The 16,573-nt window shown below is 68.6% G+C and carries 15 protein-coding genes; 6 read left to right on the top strand and 9 right to left on the bottom strand.

Features of this window, described 5'->3' with window-relative positions; translation table 11 throughout:
- Positions 1 to 54: 54 nt before the first annotated feature.
- Both ACIBTM_RS07080 and ACIBTM_RS07085 read right to left on the bottom strand, forming a co-directional pair.
- On the bottom strand, positions 55 to 1,506 hold the full coding sequence (locus ACIBTM_RS07080) for a hypothetical protein (protein WP_395875813.1): 1,452 nt from the start codon (positions 1,504 to 1,506) through the stop codon (positions 55 to 57).
- A gap of 102 nt (positions 1,507 to 1,608) precedes the next feature.
- Complete coding sequence (locus ACIBTM_RS07085) at positions 1,609 to 2,181, bottom strand: GNAT family N-acetyltransferase (RefSeq protein ID WP_395875610.1); 573 nt, start codon at positions 2,179 to 2,181, stop codon at positions 1,609 to 1,611.
- Between the two features lie 131 nt (positions 2,182 to 2,312).
- Between ACIBTM_RS07085 and ACIBTM_RS07090 the strand changes: the two genes are divergently transcribed.
- The 3 genes from ACIBTM_RS07090 to ACIBTM_RS07100 all read left to right on the top strand — a co-directional run bounded on the left by ACIBTM_RS07090 (position 2,313) and on the right by ACIBTM_RS07100 (position 6,195).
- Positions 2,313 to 2,750, top strand: a complete 438-nt coding sequence (locus tag ACIBTM_RS07090) for a PPOX class F420-dependent oxidoreductase (protein ID WP_395875611.1) — start codon at positions 2,313 to 2,315, stop codon at positions 2,748 to 2,750.
- 313 nt (positions 2,751 to 3,063) lie between these two features.
- Positions 3,064 to 5,568: a PQQ-dependent sugar dehydrogenase gene (locus ACIBTM_RS07095; protein WP_395875814.1), complete on the top strand. Its 2,505-nt coding sequence runs from the start codon at positions 3,064 to 3,066 to the stop codon at positions 5,566 to 5,568.
- Between the two features lie 126 nt (positions 5,569 to 5,694).
- Entirely contained in the window at positions 5,695 to 6,195 is a 501-nt protein-coding gene (locus tag ACIBTM_RS07100) for an NUDIX domain-containing protein (protein ID WP_395875612.1), read from the top strand.
- A 135-nt stretch (positions 6,196 to 6,330) separates the two neighbouring features.
- Here the strand turns inward: ACIBTM_RS07100 and ACIBTM_RS07105 are convergent, their stop codons facing one another.
- The gene (locus ACIBTM_RS07105) at positions 6,331 to 6,942 is read right to left on the bottom strand and encodes a TetR/AcrR family transcriptional regulator (RefSeq protein ID WP_235096708.1); all 612 of its coding nucleotides are present in this window, start codon (positions 6,940 to 6,942) and stop codon (positions 6,331 to 6,333) included.
- An 84-nt stretch (positions 6,943 to 7,026) separates the two neighbouring features.
- Here ACIBTM_RS07105 and ACIBTM_RS07110 point away from each other — a divergent pair, with 84 nt between their 5' ends.
- Positions 7,027 to 7,905, top strand: coding sequence for a sterol desaturase family protein (locus ACIBTM_RS07110; RefSeq protein WP_395875613.1), 879 nt, complete (start codon positions 7,027 to 7,029; stop codon positions 7,903 to 7,905).
- On the opposite strand, the gene ACIBTM_RS07115 is transcribed toward ACIBTM_RS07110, so the two are convergent.
- The 5 genes from ACIBTM_RS07115 to uvrC form a co-directional block, all read right to left on the bottom strand.
- Positions 7,879 to 8,883: a glucosyl-3-phosphoglycerate synthase gene (locus ACIBTM_RS07115; RefSeq protein WP_395875614.1), complete on the bottom strand. Its 1,005-nt coding sequence runs from the start codon at positions 8,881 to 8,883 to the stop codon at positions 7,879 to 7,881. The genes ACIBTM_RS07110 and ACIBTM_RS07115 overlap by 27 nt on opposite strands.
- A 155-nt stretch (positions 8,884 to 9,038) precedes the next feature.
- Positions 9,039 to 10,028: a DNA-binding protein WhiA gene (gene whiA, locus ACIBTM_RS07120; protein ID WP_005152315.1), complete on the bottom strand. Its 990-nt coding sequence runs from the start codon at positions 10,026 to 10,028 to the stop codon at positions 9,039 to 9,041.
- Positions 10,019 to 11,023, bottom strand: a complete 1,005-nt coding sequence (yvcK, locus tag ACIBTM_RS07125; RefSeq protein ID WP_051972587.1) for a uridine diphosphate-N-acetylglucosamine-binding protein YvcK — start codon at positions 11,021 to 11,023, stop codon at positions 10,019 to 10,021. Before yvcK ends, whiA begins: the two co-directional genes overlap by 10 nt.
- Entirely contained in the window at positions 11,010 to 11,867 is an 858-nt protein-coding gene (rapZ, locus tag ACIBTM_RS07130) for an RNase adapter RapZ (RefSeq protein WP_034311885.1), read from the bottom strand. The genes yvcK and rapZ overlap by 14 nt, the downstream gene beginning before the upstream one ends.
- 50 nt (positions 11,868 to 11,917) lie before the next feature.
- On the bottom strand, positions 11,918 to 13,870 hold the full coding sequence (uvrC, locus tag ACIBTM_RS07135; protein WP_395875615.1) for an excinuclease ABC subunit UvrC: 1,953 nt from the start codon (positions 13,868 to 13,870) through the stop codon (positions 11,918 to 11,920).
- A gap of 249 nt (positions 13,871 to 14,119) precedes the next feature.
- Here uvrC and ACIBTM_RS07140 point away from each other — a divergent pair, with 249 nt between their 5' ends.
- Together ACIBTM_RS07140 and ACIBTM_RS07145 are read left to right on the top strand one after the other, a co-directional pair.
- Positions 14,120 to 14,857 carry a S1 family peptidase gene (locus ACIBTM_RS07140; RefSeq protein ID WP_395875616.1) on the top strand — a complete coding sequence of 246 codons (738 nt, stop codon included), beginning with the start codon at positions 14,120 to 14,122 and terminating at the stop codon, positions 14,855 to 14,857.
- A gap of 97 nt (positions 14,858 to 14,954) precedes the next feature.
- Positions 14,955 to 15,734: an exodeoxyribonuclease III gene (locus ACIBTM_RS07145; RefSeq protein ID WP_395875617.1), complete on the top strand. Its 780-nt coding sequence runs from the start codon at positions 14,955 to 14,957 to the stop codon at positions 15,732 to 15,734.
- 380 nt (positions 15,735 to 16,114) lie between these two features.
- Here ACIBTM_RS07145 and ACIBTM_RS07150 read toward each other — a convergent pair whose 3' ends face one another.
- Positions 16,115 to 16,558: a PH domain-containing protein gene (locus ACIBTM_RS07150; protein ID WP_395875618.1), complete on the bottom strand. Its 444-nt coding sequence runs from the start codon at positions 16,556 to 16,558 to the stop codon at positions 16,115 to 16,117.
- Positions 16,559 to 16,573: the final 15 nt, after the last annotated feature.

The following is a 16,573-nucleotide window of genomic DNA, read 5'->3' on the forward strand; positions in this document are numbered from 1 at the left end:
CGAACGACACGAGCCGGGCCGCGGATTCGACGTCCCCTGTAGAAATCCCCGTCGTCACGCGACCTCCTCCTCTTCTTCTTGGCGATCCACCCTGGCCGACGAGAGCAGCAGATCCGCTCCGCCGAACTCCGGGTCATCGAGCAGCGTGCCGTCGTCGACGGCCAGCAGTACCTGGCGCTCCCCCAGCCGGAGCGCCGCGCCGACCTCGGGACTGTAGGCGTGCACCGCCCGCAGGGCGACCAGGGCGGGCAGCCCGGGATCGATCCGGCGGGCCTCTTCGAGCAGCCCGGACAGCCGTCGCGGCACCTCCGGGAGGTCGAGCAGGTCGTCGGCGAGGCGCCACTGCTCGTCGCCGAACTTGTCGGTGACGTCGGCGGGCATCAGCTCGGGCTCGGGGATCTCGCCGACGAGCTGGTCACGCTCGGGTGCGGGCCGCAACAGCAGCGACACCAGCGAGGACAGCGACGGCACGGTCGGCGGGGAGATCCCGGCGCCGGCGTGGAAGAACGACTCGGCCGGAGCGACGGCCTCGGCGATCGGCAGACCCAGCGTCGGCATCAGGAGCTGGCCGAACAGGTCGATCGTGGCGCGCTGCGGCGGTCCGGAGAACTGCTGGCGGTCCTGTTCGGCACGGAACACCGCGCCGGCGTCGGCCAGCCGGGACTGGAGCCGGGTGTGGCGGCGGATGCAATCGCCGACGATGTCGACCAGTTCGGCGGCACGGCGTTTGCGGTCGGGGTCTTCGGTCTCGTCCCGCGACGCGGTGATGTTCTTGAGGATCGCGTTCTCGGCGCGGAACCGGGACTCGATATGGGACAGCGCCTGATCCAGCAGATCCGGGACCTCGCGCTCCCAGTCGACCGCGCGCACGTCACGGCGGGTGGCGTCGAGTTTGGCGCGCAACGTCTCGCCGTACTGGACCGTGCGGTAGCGGGCCTGTTCGGCGGCGAGCTTCGCGTCGGCGAGGCGACCGCGGTTGATCAGGTTCTCCAGTTTGACCTCGGCCGCGATCTGCGCGGACTCGACGTCGGTGTCCAGCGCGCCGACGAGCACGTTGATCGCCTCGTCGGTGGCGCGCAGGTAGACCTCGCCGTCGGGCGCGGCCAGCTCGACGAGCAGCTTGAAGTCGAACTGGCGGCGCTGGTAGCCACCGCCGGGGCCGATGGAACCGTAGACGCGGCGGAACCCGCGATCGGTGGTGCCGACGTTGATCAAGTTGTCGAGAACCCACCGGGCGACCTTGGCGTGCTCGTCCGGCGTCCGGCCGGGCGCCTGGAGCGCGACGAACGGCAGCAGCCGCGCGATCACCTGATCGTGGTCGGCGCCGGTGTCGAAGTCCATCGACACGGTGACCTGGTCGATCGTGTGCAGGGCGATCTCGGCCATCTGGTAGATCGTGGCGTCCGCCCAGTCCAGCTTCGACTTGCGCGCGTCGAGGTCGTGCAAGGGCGCTGTACAGGCCAGCGCCTTGAGGCGGCGCGTCAGCCCCTCGTCGGCCAGCCCCATCCCGGTCAGCTCGTCGTCTCGCACAGCAGGCCAGGCTAGTCGCCGCCTCCGGCACCCCGCACGGGTGACCGGGTGAAGCTCAGGTGTGGACGTGAAACCGGATCAGGATCGAGGGAGCTCGGCAAAGGGGTGGCGTGCGGCGAACTCGTCGATGGTCAGCCCCATGACCACGAGGTCGTGGTAGCGGCCCGCGAAGTACTCGTGATCGCGAAGCCGCCCTTCGGTTCGGAAGCCGATCTTCCGGTTCAACGCGATCGAAGCTTCGTTGAAGGCGTAGATGCTGATCTCGCACTTGTGGAAGCGGCGCTCGCCGAACATGTAGTTCAGCAGCAGAAGGATGGCGTCGGTGGCGTAGCCGCGCCGTTGGTGGCCGTGGCCGATGCTGATTCCGTAGCTGAAGCGTCCCGCTCGTTGATCGATGCCGGACGTGGACAGGGTGCCGACGAGGGCCTGGTCGGCGTGCGCCTCGATGGCGAGCAGGAACTCGTCGCCCGCCGCTGTCTTGGTGGCCTGGGCCGCCGCCCATTCTCGATAGCCCGCGGCCGAGCGGGGCGGGTGGACCATATCCGCGCTGCGCATGTCCGCCGAATGCTCGTCGAAGTGCTGGAAGGCCTGCCAGTCTTCGGGTTCGATGCCGCGCAGGCGAACCTCACGGCCGGTCCAGATCGAGGTCATGGTGGCGATCAAAGCACCGAGGTCGCGCCGCGGCGAACGACTTTCCGCTGTTCAGGCTGGTTCGACCCCCTTGGGTGGGTCTTCGCCGACCGGGCCTGCTCGCCGCCCCGCGTCCCGGTAACGTCTGGTCCATGCGTGAAATGAACCGGGACGAATGGTGGGCCTTCGCCAGTGAGGGCACACGGACGGGAATGCTCGGCCTGGTCCGCGCCAACGGGGCGGCGATCGTGACGCCGGTGTGGTTCCTGCTGAACGAGGGCCCCGACGGGGACGAACTGATCTTCACCACCGGCACGGACACGCTCAAGGGCAAGGCGCTGCGGCGCGACCCACGACTTTCCCTGGCCGTCGACGACCAGAAGCCGCCGTACTCGTATGTGCAGTTCACCGCCGAAGCCGTGCTGCACCAAGATCTCGACGAGATGCTCGAATGGGCGACCAGGCTCGGTGGCCGGTACATGGGCGAGGACAAGGCCGAGGCCTACGGCAAACGCAACGCCGTGCCGGAGGAGTCCTTGGTGCGCGCACGGATCACGAAGGTGATCGCCCGCGCCGACATCGCCGGCTGACCCCTTCCGCCTCCCGTCGCCATTAGTCCTCTGGACGCGGTCCTTGCGCACGCAAGTACCGCATTCAGAGGACTAATTGCATTCAGGGGCGTGACACTCCGTGTTGATGTTGGTCAAGTATTGACACGAAGCACCCACTGGTGTGTGATCTGAACCATAGATAGGAAAGTTTCCTAACTAAAACTCCACCTCCCCGCCGGGCGCCGCCCGGTCCGCCGTTGTACCTCCCGACCCCCGAACATCACGCATGGAGGCTCCAGTGGCACCCCGACCCCCGTGGCGCGCGCTGCTCACGTGTGCGGCCGCGACGGCGATGACCATCGCCGTCCTGCCGGCTCCACTCGCCGGCGCGGCACCGACCGATCACGAATCCGAAACCGCGACGATCTCCCAAGGCGCCGTCGAAAACAACCACGCGGGCTATTCCGGCACCGGGTTCGTGAACTTCGACAACGTCGTCGGAAGCTATGTCGAGTACACGGTGAACGCCGCACAGGCCGGAACCCAGACGCTGACCTTCCGCTACGCCAACGGAACCACGATCGACAGGCCGGTCTCCCTCAGCGTCAACGGCACCGCGGCCGGGACGGTGTCGTTCCCCGGCACCGGCGCGTGGACCACCTGGAAGACCGTCACCAAGGACGTCGCGCTGGCCGCCGGGGCCAACAAGATCCGCACCACCGCGACGACCGCGAACGGCGGCCCCAACGCGGACAAGCTCACCGCGAGCGGAGTGACCGACGCCGAGGCGCCGACCCCGCCGAAGAACCTGGCCGCCAAGGACATCACGGCCCGCAGCGCCACGTTCACCTGGGAGGCCGCGACCGACAACGTCGGCGTGGTCCGGTACGACGTGATGCGCGGCGGCAACATCCTCAAGACCGTCGACGGGAACACGCTCACCACGACCGTCGACAACCTGCAGCCGAACACGGCCTACGACATCTCCGTCGGCGCCTTCGACGCGGCCGGGAACCCTTCGCAGCAAAGCAATGTCGTCCAGTTCACGACGCCGCCCAGCGGGGACACCACACCGCCGACGGTACCGGGGAACCTGCGCTCGACGTCGGTGACCGCGAACAGCGTCTCCTTGGCGTGGAACGCTTCCACGGACAACAGCGGCACCATCGCCGGTTACGACGTGTACCAGGGCACCACGAAGGTCGCGACGACCCCGTCGCTCGAAGCCACCGTCACCGGGCTGACGGCGAACACGTCGTACACGTTCACGGTGAAGGCGCGTGACCTCGACGGCAACGCCTCGGCCGCGAGCAACGCGCTGACCACGAAGACGAGTGGCGCCGCGGGCGGCGGAATCCCCGAGTACGACAAGGACATCACGAAGGTGGACCTCGCCTGGTCCGTCGATTTCCTGCCGGACGGCACTGGGCTGGCGACCGAACGGGACCGGTTCGAGATCCTGCGGATCACGCCGTCGGGCGAGAAGACCACGCTCGGCAAGGTTCCCGGCGCGGTCGGCACCAGCGGCGAGGGCGGCCTGCTCGGCATCGCGATCTCGCCGAACTACGCCACCGATCACGCGATCTACCTGTACCACACGGCATCCGGGGACAACCGGATCGTGAAGATGACCTACGAGAACGGAAAGCTGTCCTCGACGTCGACGCCGGTGCTCACCGGGATCGCCAAGAACCGTTACCACAACGGCGGACGGCTGCGCTTCGGTCCCGACGGCAAGCTCTACGCCACCGTCGGCGACGGGCAGAACAAGGCGACCGCGCAGAACAAGAGTTCGCTCAACGGGAAGATCCTGCGGCTCAACCCCGACGGCTCGGCGCCGAACGACAACCCGTTCTTCTCCACCGGCGGCAACGCCCGGTACGTCTGGAGCTACGGGCACCGCAACCCGCAGGGCCTGGCGTGGGACTCCCGCGGTCAGTTGTGGTCGTCGGAATTCGGGGACGGCACGCAGGACGAGCTCAACCTGATCCAGAAGGGCGGCAACTTCGGCTGGTCCCAGTGTGAAGGGACCACCGGCAGCTGCGCCGGCACGATCGCGCCGAAGAAGACCTGGCCGACCAGTTCCGGCGGGCCGAGCGGGATCGAGATCGTCAACGACTGGATCTACGTCGCGGCCGTCACCAGCCAGCAGCTCTTCGCCACCCAGATCAACTCGGCGGGCAACGGCGTCGGCTCGGTGCAGTCGCTGTTCTCCGGCCGCTGGGGCAGGCTCCGCTCGGTCACCAAGACACCGGACGGCGGCCTGTGGGTCACTTCGACCAACGCGGACAAGAACGGCGGCACGCCGAGCGGGATCGACAACGTGGTGGTGCGGTTGAAGTTCCCCGGCGGCGAACAGCCGGGAGCGTTCAAGCTGACCAGTTCCGCGTTCGCCGACAACGCGACCATCCCGGACAAGTTCACCTGCGCCGGTGACGGCACCGCGGGACAGGACACCTCGCCGCCGCTGGCGTGGAGCGCCGGGACCACCGGTGCCAAGGGATACGCGATCGTCTTCGCCGACGTGGCCAACAACGGCAACAAACTGCACTGGGCGATCTGGGACATCCCGGCTTCCGCGGCGTCACTGCCGGAAGGACTGGGCTCGGGCTACACCGTCCCGAACCAGAACGGCGCCAAGCAGAAGGCCATGGGCAGCGGGGCGAACTCGCAGAAGTACTTCGGCCCCTGCCCCGGCGGCTCCAGCCATCCCTACACCTTCACGCTCTACGCGCTGAAGTCGGCGACGGTGCCCGGCTTGTCCTCGTCCTCGACGATGGCGCAGATCGAAACGGCCATCAAGAACGCATCGACGGCCAACGTCAAACTGCGCGGCAAATCCAGCGCCGCGTCCTGAGCACGGCCGGGGTGTCCGGAGCGGCGCCGGGCACCCCGACCGTATCCAGTGTGACTGGAGGAACGCCACCCCGTCCGGGATTTCCCGGCGGGGTGGCGTTTTCGTGGAGCCAGTAGGCTTCGGCGGGTGAAGGACTGGACGTTCTGCCCGCGCTGCGGAGACCGGACGAGACTCGACGGCGACGGCGAGGACACCCACGTCCGCTGCCCCGCCTGCGGCTTCACCAAATACGACAACCCGCTGCCGACCACGGTCGGCCTCATCCTCGACGGTGACCGGATCCTGTTGCTGCGCCGGGCACATGAGCCCCGCAAGGGTGACTGGGACACCGTCGGCGGATTCCTCTCCGGCGCCGAGACCGCCGAGGAGAACCTCGTCCGCGAGGGGCTGGAGGAGATCGGCTGCGAACTCCGGAACCTCCGCTTCGCCGGGACGTATCCGTCGGTCTACGGCGAAACGGGCCTGAAGACGATCGGTCTCGCTTTCGTCTGCGAACTCCCCGAGGACGCGGAAATCGTGCTGTCGGAAGAGAATTCCGAGTACGCCTGGTTCCCGCTGGCCGATCGCCCGCCGCTCGCCTTCGCCGACTGCGAAGCCGCCGTGTCGGCCTTGGACAAGGCAAGGTGACGAGTTGCGGCCGGTCCAGGCGACGGTGAAGGCACGTGTCGCGAAAGCCACTTTCGCGACGTCTGATGTCCCGAAAGTGGCTTTCGCGACACGATCACGGCGCGATAAGCGTCCCTTGTGGACCGGCCTCCTCGCTCACCAGCCGAACAGGTTCCGCATGATCCGCGAGCACCGCTCGGTCATCGCCGCGGCGTCCTGATCCGGCTGGTCGATCCACCAGCTGATCAAGGAGTCGACCACACCCGTCCACACTTGGGCGATCGCCTCGATGTCACGATCGTCGTCCAGCCCGCGCGAACGCATCAGCTGGGCGGCGCCGACGAGCGCGAACCCGTCGAGCCGGTACCGGTAGTCGACCGCGACCCCGGCGATCTCACCGGTCGAGGGCACCGTCGGGTCGCGGAGCAGCTTCCAGGCGTATCGGTCGTTGTCGAACGTCTCGAAGATGGCCGAGAGCACCGCGAGCGGCATCCGCTCCGGCGGCTCACCCTCCTCCGCCATCGTCTCGGCGACCCCTTCGGTCAGCCTGTCCCCCGCCCGGTGCAGGCAGGCGAGGTACAGCCCATCCTTCGAACCGAAGTACTGGTACAGCAAGGGTTTCGTGACGCCGACCCGGCGGGCGATCTCCACCATCGACGCCCCGGCGTACCCGTTCTTGCCGAACTCCTCCGTCCCGGCGCGCACGATCTGGGTCTCCCGCTCTTCGCGGGGCACCCCCTTCGTGCCGACGGCCCTTGCTTCTGTCACGGCGGTTATCTTACCCTGAGGTAAATGACCCTAGGGTAAGTTACCTGATGGTCAGATAACGGGGGCGAGACAGGGAGAGGTGCGGTGGCGGATTTTCTTGCCCATCTGAGTGACCCGGTGCTGATGGCGACGCCGGTGTTCCTGCTGTTCGTCGCGATCGAGATCCTCGCGCTGCACGTGCTGGGGCACGACGACAACGTCATCGGCTACAGCGTCAAGGACACCCGCACCAGCATGGCCATGGGCGCGGTGGCGGTGGTGATCAACGGTGTCTTCCGTATCGCCATGCTGTTCGTGTTCGCCGCGCTCTACGAACTCGCGCCGGTGAAGTTCAGCCCGCACGACTGGTGGACCTGGGTCCTGATGCTGCTGGGCCAGGAGATCGTCTTCTACGCCTATCACCGGGCGAGCCATCGCGTCCGGCTCATGTGGGCGGGCCACCAGGTGCACCATTCGAGCGAGCACTACAACTTCTCGACGGCGTTGCGGCAGAAGTGGACCCCGTACTTCCAGCTGCCGTTCTGGTCGATCCTCGCGCTGGCGGGCATCCCGCCGTGGATGATCCTCACCGGTCTTTCGATCGATCTCGTCTACCAGTTCTTCGTGCACACCGAGAAGATCCGGAAGCTGCCGCGCTGGTTCGAGTACGTGTTCAACACGCCTTCACACCATCGTGTGCACCATGGCAGCGACCAGGAGTACCTGGACGCGAACTACGGCGGCATCCTGATCATCTGGGACCGGATGTTCGGCAGTTTCGTGCCGGAGGGCAAACGCCCGACCTACGGGCTGACCAAGAACGTCGAGTCCTACAACCTGCTCAAGGTCGGCTTCCACGAGTACGGCTCGATCCTGCGCGACGTCCGCGCCGCCTGCTCGTGGCGGGACAGGCTCGGGTACGTGTTCGGCCCGCCGGGCTGGCAGCCCAAGGAGGCGTTAAGCGCTCCTGCGCAAGGAGGGTGAGTTCTCCGGGCGGATCTCGGGCGGAAGGCTTTCCAGCGGCGGCCGCTGGGTGAGTGCCACGTCGGTGAGCACGAGTTCCCGTTCGACCGCCTCCCCCGCGCCGCGCCGGAACTGGGCGAGCGACGTCGACGGCGGGGCCGCGGAGATCACCCGGCCGCCGCGCTCCAGCCGGTCCATCAGGGTCAGCATGATCTGCGCGGCCATCCGGCCGAGTGCCTGGGTGCTCTGGTGCCGGTGGGTCCGATGGCCGAGGTCGACCTGCGCGAGCGCGTCGAGCCCGTGCAGTTCGAGCAGGTCGATCAGATGGCCGACCTCGACGCCGTAATGCGTGACGAACGGGATGCCTTCGAGCACTTCGCGCCGTCCCGCGTACTCACCGGCGAGCGGCTGGACGAAACCGGCCAGTTCCGGCCAGTACATGTTGAGCAGCGGGCGGGCGACGAGTTCGGTGACCCGGCCACCGCCGTCGGGTTCGACGCCCGCCGTCCCGGCGAGCGGACGGTGGTAGAACCCTTTGACGTAGGCGATCCCCGGGTCGGTAAGCAGTGGCCCGAGCAGTCCGGTCACGTAGTCCGAGGTGAAGTCGCGGAGATCGCCGTCGACGAAGACGACGAGGTCCCCGCTGGTTTCGGCGACGCCCTTCCAGAGCGCCTCTCCCTTGCCCGTCAGGCTTTCCAGTTCCGGGAACACCGCGTCCTGCGCGACGACGTCCGCCCCCGCCGCCCTGGCGACCTCGGCGGTCGCGTCCGTGGAATGGCTGTCCACCACGAGGATCTCGTCCACCAGGGGAAAGCGTTCGACGAGGTCGCGCCGGATGGTGCCGACGATCGCACCCACCGTCTCAGCCTCGTCGCGGGCCGGGATCACCACCGAAACCCGCGTCCCGCGTTTGGCGGCGACCAGCTCCGCCGCCCACCAGTCACCCGCCCGGCTGCTGCGCCGCGCGAGCCACGTGCCGACCTCCGCCGATACCCGCATGGCTTGTCCTTCCCTCGAAGATCACCTCACCGGTGAGCTTCGAGGGAGGCTGTTTCCATCCGTCGTCGCCACGGAAACCGCCGCGTTACGCCTGCCCGCCGGAGGTTAACGGCCGCTCGGCGAGCAGCGCGTTCAGTCCTCTGAATGCGGGATCGTCAGGCTTCGTCTTCTTCCAGCATGTCCGGCGTGACGGCGGATTCGGTGTCCGGAATACCTTGTTCTTTCGCCTTCTTGTCGGCCATCGCCAGCAGGCGGCGGATCCGGCCGGCGACGGCGTCCTTGGTCATCTGCGGATCGGACAGCTGGCCCAATTCCTCCAGCGAGGCCTGCCGGTTCGACAACCGCAGCTTGCCCGCGGCGAGCAGGTGCTCCGGGGCGGATTCGCCGAGGATGTCCAGCGCGCGCTCCACCCTGGCCGCCGCCGCGACGGCCGCGCGGGCCGAGCGCCGCAGGTTGGCGTCGTCGAAGTTCGCGAGCCGGTTCGCGGTGGCGCGCACCTCGCGCCGCATCCGCCGCTCTTCCCAGGCGAGCACGCTCGTGTGCGCGCCGAGCCGGGTCAGCAGCGCACCGATCGCGTCGCCGTCGCGCACCACGACGCGATCCGCGCCGCGGACCTCGCGCGACTTGGCCTGGATGCCCATCCGCCGCGCGGCGCCGACGAGCGCCAGCGCGGCCTCGGGACCGGGGCAGGTGACCTCGAGCGACGACGAACGGCCGGGTTCGGTCAGGGAACCGTGCGCCAGGAACGCGCCGCGCCAGGCGGCTTCCGCGTCGGCGACGCCACCGGACACGACGGCGGCGGGCAGCCCGCGCACCGGACGGCCGCGCTGGTCGATCAGTCCGGTCTGCCGGGCGAGCCCCTCGCCGTCCTTGACCACCCGGACGACGTACCGCGTGCCCTTGCGCAATCCGCTGGAGGAAATGACGTGCACGTCGGACTGGTGTCCGTACAGTTCGTGGATCTCCTTACGCAGCCGCCTCGCCACCGAACCGGTGTCGAGTTCGGCCTCCACCACGACGCGGCCGGCCACGATGTGCAGCCCTCCCGCGAATCGCAGCATCGACGCGACCTCCGCGCGGCGCGGGCCGATCTTGGTGATCTCCAGCCGGCTCAGCTCGTCCTTCACGGCGGCGGTCATCGCCATCGCTGCCCCTCCATACCTTCAGCTCCTCCCCCGGTGAGACCGAGAGCGTCTCGCATACAGCCCGCGAGCGCATCAGGATCATGCCGCCCCGTCACGACCGGGTCAGCCACCGCCCCCAGCAACGCCCGCGCGCCCAGTCTCCCGGCCGCGTCCCGCAACCGGGCTGGTGAGGGCACCGAGTCCCGGTCCGCGATGACCGCGTCCACCCGTAATTCCGGGGCGTGCTCGAAGAGTACGTCCAAATGCTTCTCCGGCGAGAACCCCGCCGTCTCCCCCGGTTGGGGGATCAGGTTGAGGATCACGACCTTCGTGGCGTCCGTTCGGAGCAACGCGTCGTGCAGATCCGGTACCAGCAGATGGGGCAGCACACTCGTGAACCACGAGCCCGGACCGAGGAACACCACGTCCGCGTCGAGCACGGCCTCGATCGCCTCGGCACAGCCGCGCGGCGGCCGGTCGGCCTGCCCGGTCGGGTGCAGGCTGATCCGGTGCACCTGCCCCGGGGTGGTCGCCACCGCCACCTGGCCGCGGATCCGCCGGAGCGCCTCGGGATTCTCGGCGTCCAGCCCCGAAACCTCGCCTTGGATCTCCAGCGGTTCGGGTGACATCGGCAGGACGCGGCCGGAGATGCCCATGAGCCTGCTCGCCTCGTCGAGCGCGGCGACCGGATCCCCGAGCACCTCGAACAACCCGGCCAGCAACAGGTTCCCGACCGCGTGCCCGGCGAGCGCGCCGTCACCGCCGAAGCGGTGCTGGAACACCTCCGCCCACAAGGTCCCGCCGTCTTCGGCGGCGAACGCGGCGAAGGCCTGCCGCAGGTCGCCGGGCGGCAGCAGCCCGAGCTCCCGGCGCAGCCTGCCGGACGAGCCCCCGTCGTCCGCGACGGTGACCACGGCGGTGACCTGCGAGGTCACCCGGCGCAAGGCGGTGAGGGTGGCGTGCAGGCCGTGCCCGCCGCCCAGTGCCACCGCGCGCGGTGCGCTACTCGCGGCCAAGGTCGCGGTGCACCACCTTCACGGCCATACCATCCTCATTGGACAGACGCTGGGCGAGCTCCTCCGAGATGGCGACGCTGCGGTGCTTTCCGCCGGTGCAGCCGACGGCCAGCGTCAGATACCGCTTGCCCTCGCGCTTGTAGCCCGCGCCGATCAGGCGCAGCAGCTGGTGGTAGCGGTCGAGGAACTCGTCCGCGCCCTCCTGGCTGAGCACGTAGTTGCGGACCTCGCCCTCGAGACCGGTGTGGTCGCGCAGTTCCGGGATCCAGAACGGGTTCGGCAGGAACCGGACGTCCATCACCAGATCGGCGTCCATCGGCAGGCCGTACTTGTAGCCGAAGGACAGCACGGTGACCCTGGTCTGCGTGCTCGCCTCGGAGCCGAAGGCGTCCTCGATCTTGGCGCGCAGGTCGTGCACCGAAAGCGACGACGTGTCGAGCACGAGGTCGGCCTCTTCCCGCAGCGGCTCCAGCAGCGTGCGCTCGGCGGTGATGCCGTCGGCGAGCCTGCCGTCGCCCTGCATCGGGTGGCCTCGGCGGACGGCCTCGAACCGGCGCACCAGCACCGCGTCGGTGGCCTCCAGGAACAGGACGCGCGGCTTGTACCCGCGGGCGTCGAGATCCTTGATGACCGACGCCAGGTCGTCGGTGAACGCGCGCGAGCGCACGTCCATCACCACGGCGACCTTGGTGATCGCGCCCCGCGCCTGCGCGCCGAGCTCGACCATGGTCGCGATCAGCTCGGGCGGCAGGTTGTCCACCACGAACCAGCCCAGGTCCTCCAGGCATTTCGCGGCGGTGCTGCGGCCCGCTCCGGACAGACCGGAAACGACCGCGACCTCCATCCCCGAACCGCGGCCTTCTTCTTGCGCACTCACAATGGTCCCTTCACCGATCACGTACCGGACTCCCCCGCCGCCGCCGCTGTCTCCCCTGCGAGTGCGGCGACGACCGCTTCGGCGGTGCGCCTGCCGAAGCCGGGCACCGCCTCGATCTCCTCTATCCGCGCTTCGCGGAGTTTCTTCACCGAGCCGAAATGCTTGATCAGCGCGGTACGACGAGCCTGCCCCAGCCCCGGCACACCGTCCAATGCGGACACCTGCATCCGTTTGGACCGCTTCTCGCGGTGGTACCGGATGGCGAAGCGGTGTGCCTCGTCGCGCAGTCGCTGCAACAGATACAGCGCGTCGGAGGTGCGCGGCAGGATCACCGGATCGGGATCGCCCGGCAGCCACACCTCCTCCAGCCGCTTCGCCAGGCCGACCACGGCGACATCGGTGACGCCCAGTTCGGAAAGGACGTCCGCGGCGGCGGTGGCCTGCGGGCCCGCGCCGTCGACGACGAGCAGGTTCGGCGCGTAGGCGAACTTGCGCGGCTTGCCGGTCTCCGGGTCGATGCCCGGCCGGTCCGGATCGACCCCTTCGGCGTTTTCCTTGAGATAGCGGGAGAACCGGCGCCGGACGACCTCCGCGATCGACGCGACGTCGCCTTCCTCCGCGGCCTCGCGCAAGGCGAAGCGCCGGTACTCGGACTTGCGCGGGATGCCGTCCTCGAACACCACGAGCGAAGCGACCACATCGCTGCCCTGGATATGGCTGATGTCGACGCATTCGATGCGCAGCGGCGCGGTTTCCAGCGCCAGGTAGTCCTGCAGTTCCGCCAGCGCCGCCGAGCGCGCGGTGAGGTCGCCCGCGCGGCGCAGTTTGTGCTGGGTGAACGCCTCGCCGGCGTTGCGCGTCACGGTCTCGGCGAGGGCGCGTTTGTCGCCGCGCTGCGGCACCCGCAGACTCACCTTCGACCCGCGCAGCCCGGACAGCCATTCGCCGAGCGCGTCCGCGTCGGCGGGAAGCTCGGGGACGAGCACTTCGCGCGGCACCGGCGGGCCGCCGTCGGGATCGTCCGCGCGTTCGGCCTGCTCGCCGTAGAACTGCGTGATGAAGTGGTCGACGAGATCCTTGACGTCCATCTCTTCGGCCTTGTCGATCACCCAGCCGCGCTGCCCGCGGACCCGGCCGCCGCGCACGTGGAAGACCTGGACGGCGGCTTCGAGTTCGTCGTGGGCGAAGGCGACGACGTCGGCGTCGGTGCCGTCGCCGAGCACGACCGCCTGCTTCTCCATCGCGCGCCGCAACGCGCCGAGGTCGTCGCGCAGCCGCGCGGCGCGCTCGAACTCCAGCTCTTCGGACGCGGCCGCCATTTCCTGTTCCAGACGGCGGATCAGCGCGTCGGTGCGGCCGGCGAGGAAGTCGCAGAAGTCCTCGACGATCTTCCGGTGTTCGTCGGCGGAGACCTTGCCGACGCACGGCGCGGAGCACTTCCCGATGTAGCCGAGCAGGCACGGCCTGCCGATCTGGCCGTGCCGTTTGAAGACGCCTGCCGAGCAGGTGCGCGCCGGGAAGACCCGGAGCAGCAGGTCGAGCGTTTCGCGGATGGCCCAAGCGTGCGCGTAAGGACCGAAGTACCGCACACCCTTCTTGCGCGCGCCGCGATAGACGTGCAGGCGCGGGTACTCCTCGTTCATCGTGACGGCGAGGACCGGGTAGCTCTTGTCGTCCCGGTACCGGACGTTGAACCGGGGATCGAACTCCTTGATCCAGTTGTACTCGAGCTGGAGCGCCTCTACTTCGGTGCCCACGACGGTCCACTCGACGCTCGCCGCCGTCGTCACCATCTGGCGCGTGCGCGGGTGCAGGCCCGTGATGTCGGCGAAGTACGAGTTCAGCCTGCTGCGGAGGCTTTTCGCCTTGCCGACATAGATGACCCTCTTCGTGGCGTCACGAAATTTGTACACGCCAGGGGCGTCCGGGATGCTCCCCGGCGAGGGACGGTAGGTGGTCGGGTCAGCCACATCGCCAAGCCTATGGGGCACCACCGACAGTCTTACGAGGCCCCGTCCTTAGCCGCCGTGCGGTCAACCCTTCGAGTGGCCATTCCCACGATCCGGTCCGTATTTCACTACGTATACCGACCTAAGTCGGGTCTTCGGCCGTAACCGACGTTCGTTGGTTCCTAGCGGGTGAACCGGTTGATTACTTTCCGTCCCAGTTCCACTTCATTCGGTTCTTCGTCAGATGACGCTCGAAAGGACTCCTGCACCGTGAGCCGTCTTCGTACGCTGGGCGCCGCCACCCTCGCCGCCGCAGCCCTCACCATGACCGCGGGCGCCGTCGCCTCCGCGGGCACCCCCACCGGTGTCCAGCCCAACATCGTGGGCGGCGGCACCGCCCCCACCGTGAGCTGGGGTGCCCAGATCTACGTCAACACTCCGGGCCGTCAGTGGGACGGGTTCAACTGCTCCGGCAGCGTCATCGCCCAGCGCTGGGTCCTGACCGCCAAGCACTGCCTCGACTCCGACGGCACCGGCATGCGGGTCCGCGTCGGCAGCAACCAGCTCCAGGGCGGCCGTGAGATCGCCGTCGACCGCAAGGTGTCCTCGCCCGCCGGCTCCGACATCTCCCTGCTGCACCTGGCCTCCGACGCCGGTGTCACGCCGATCAGCCTGACCAGCTCGAACCCGCCGGTCGGCAGCACCAACCAGCTCTACGGCTGGGGCCGTGAGACCCCGACCGGCCCGCCCGCCTCGGCGCTGAAGGTCGCCAACGTCCGCGTCACCGGCACCTCGCGCGACGCCTACGGCGGCCCGGCCATCCAGAGCGTCGGCATCGACGGCTCGGCGTGGAAGGGCGACTCGGGCGGCCCCCAGGTCTACAACGGCGTCCAGGTCGGTGTCGCTTCGACCGTGCAGAACCAGAGCGGCTCGAACATCCGCGGCACCAACAACTACGGCAGCGTCGCTTCGGCCCGCTCCTGGATCCGCTCGACCACCGGGGTCTGACCTCCACCCCGGCCGGGGCCGCTGCCGCGACGTGACCCGTCGCGGCAGGGGCCCCTTTCACGTCGGTGTGTCGGTGGGGTGTGGGACGCTCGCGGGCATGCGGATCGCGACCTGGAACGTGAACTCGATCGGGCCCCGGCTGCCGAGGGTGCTGGAGTGGCTCGGTTCGGCTCAGCCGGATGTGCTGTGCCTGCAGGAACTCAAAAGCGGCACCGACGCCTTTCCCTTCGACGCCGTACGGGAAGCAGGCTACGAGACGGCCGCGTACGGCATCGGACGCTGGAACGGCGTCGCGATCTTGTCCCGCGTCGGGCTGGAAGACGTGACCCGCGGGCTGACCGGGGAGCCCACCTTCGAGGACAAGACCGACGCGCGGGCCATCGGCGCCACCTGCGGCGGGCTGCGGCTGTGGTCGGTGTACGTGCCGAACGGGCGCGACCTGGAGAACCCGCACTACGGCTACAAACTCGCCTGGCTCTCGGCACTGGAGGCGACCGTGCGGGAGGAGCAGGCGCGTGGACTGCCGTTCGCGGTGCTCGGCGACTTCAACATCGCGCCGACCGACGCGGACGTCTGGGACATCGGCGTGTTCGCCGAATCGACGCACGTGACCGAGCCGGAGCGGAAGGCGCTCGCCGCGCTGCGGGACCTCGGGCTGTCCGACGTGTTCCCGCGGCCGCTGAAGTACGACCACCCGTTCACGTACTGGGACTACCGGGCCGGGAACTTCCCGAACAACAAGGGAATGCGGATCGACCTCGTGTACGCCGACGCCGTCGTCTCGGGTGCGGTGACGGATTCCTTTGTGGACCGTGAGGCGCGGAAGGGGAAGGGGCCTTCGGACCACGCGCCGATCGTGGTGGATCTTTCGCTCTGAGTGCTCGCCGGTCGGTGCCGGATGTCATGAAAGGGTCGTTCAGGACGTTTTTCGTCTTGAACGACCCTTTCATGACACTTGAGTGAGGGCCACCCGCGCTCCCCCGCCCCCGAACGCCATGAACGGTCCGTTCCTTGCAAATTTTGCAAGGAACGGACCGTTCATGGCACTTGAAGGAGACGCGAGAGAGCGGCGTCAGCCTCCCCAGGCTCCAGTCGCCACACACGCCCCACCGGTCACGATGGCCGCGCGTGAAGGGCCCTTCCCAAGTACATGAAGGCCCCCTTCCTTGCGCTAGACGCAAGCAAGGGGGCCTTCATGTACTTGCACCGCATTCAGAGGGCGAAACGCGGTCGGTCGAAGAAAGCGAGAGAGCCGCGTCAGCCCTCCCAGGCCGCCTTGTGCAGCCGCCGCAGCGCCCGCACCGCCGCCACCGCTCGTTCCCGGTCCACGGCCTGCACGGCCATGACCGAGTAGTACTCGTCCTCCGGCAGCTCCAGCCGGGCCCACGAGGCCCCGTCCGGGAAGCTCACCGAGAGCACCTCGCTCCACGCGAACCTCTTGGTCATCAGCACGTTCCGGACCTCGATACCGTCCGCGTCGGCCTTCACGCGCGCGGTCGCGAACAGCATCGTGCCCGCGGCGAGCAGGACCCCGATACCGATCATCGCCGCCTGGTCGGACGGCTGGAAGATCACGCCGGTGTCCGACCCGCGCAGCAGCACCGCGACGACCACGAACGTCGTCAGCAGGATCACCGCCAGCACGGAGCACATCACCAGGGCGCGGCGAGGCCGCACCACCACGACCTCGGACTCCGTCATCACATCCGCCTCGAC

Source organism: Amycolatopsis sp. NPDC049868, from assembly GCF_044461365.1.
Taxonomy (GTDB): Bacteria; Actinomycetota; Actinomycetes; order Mycobacteriales; family Pseudonocardiaceae; genus Amycolatopsis.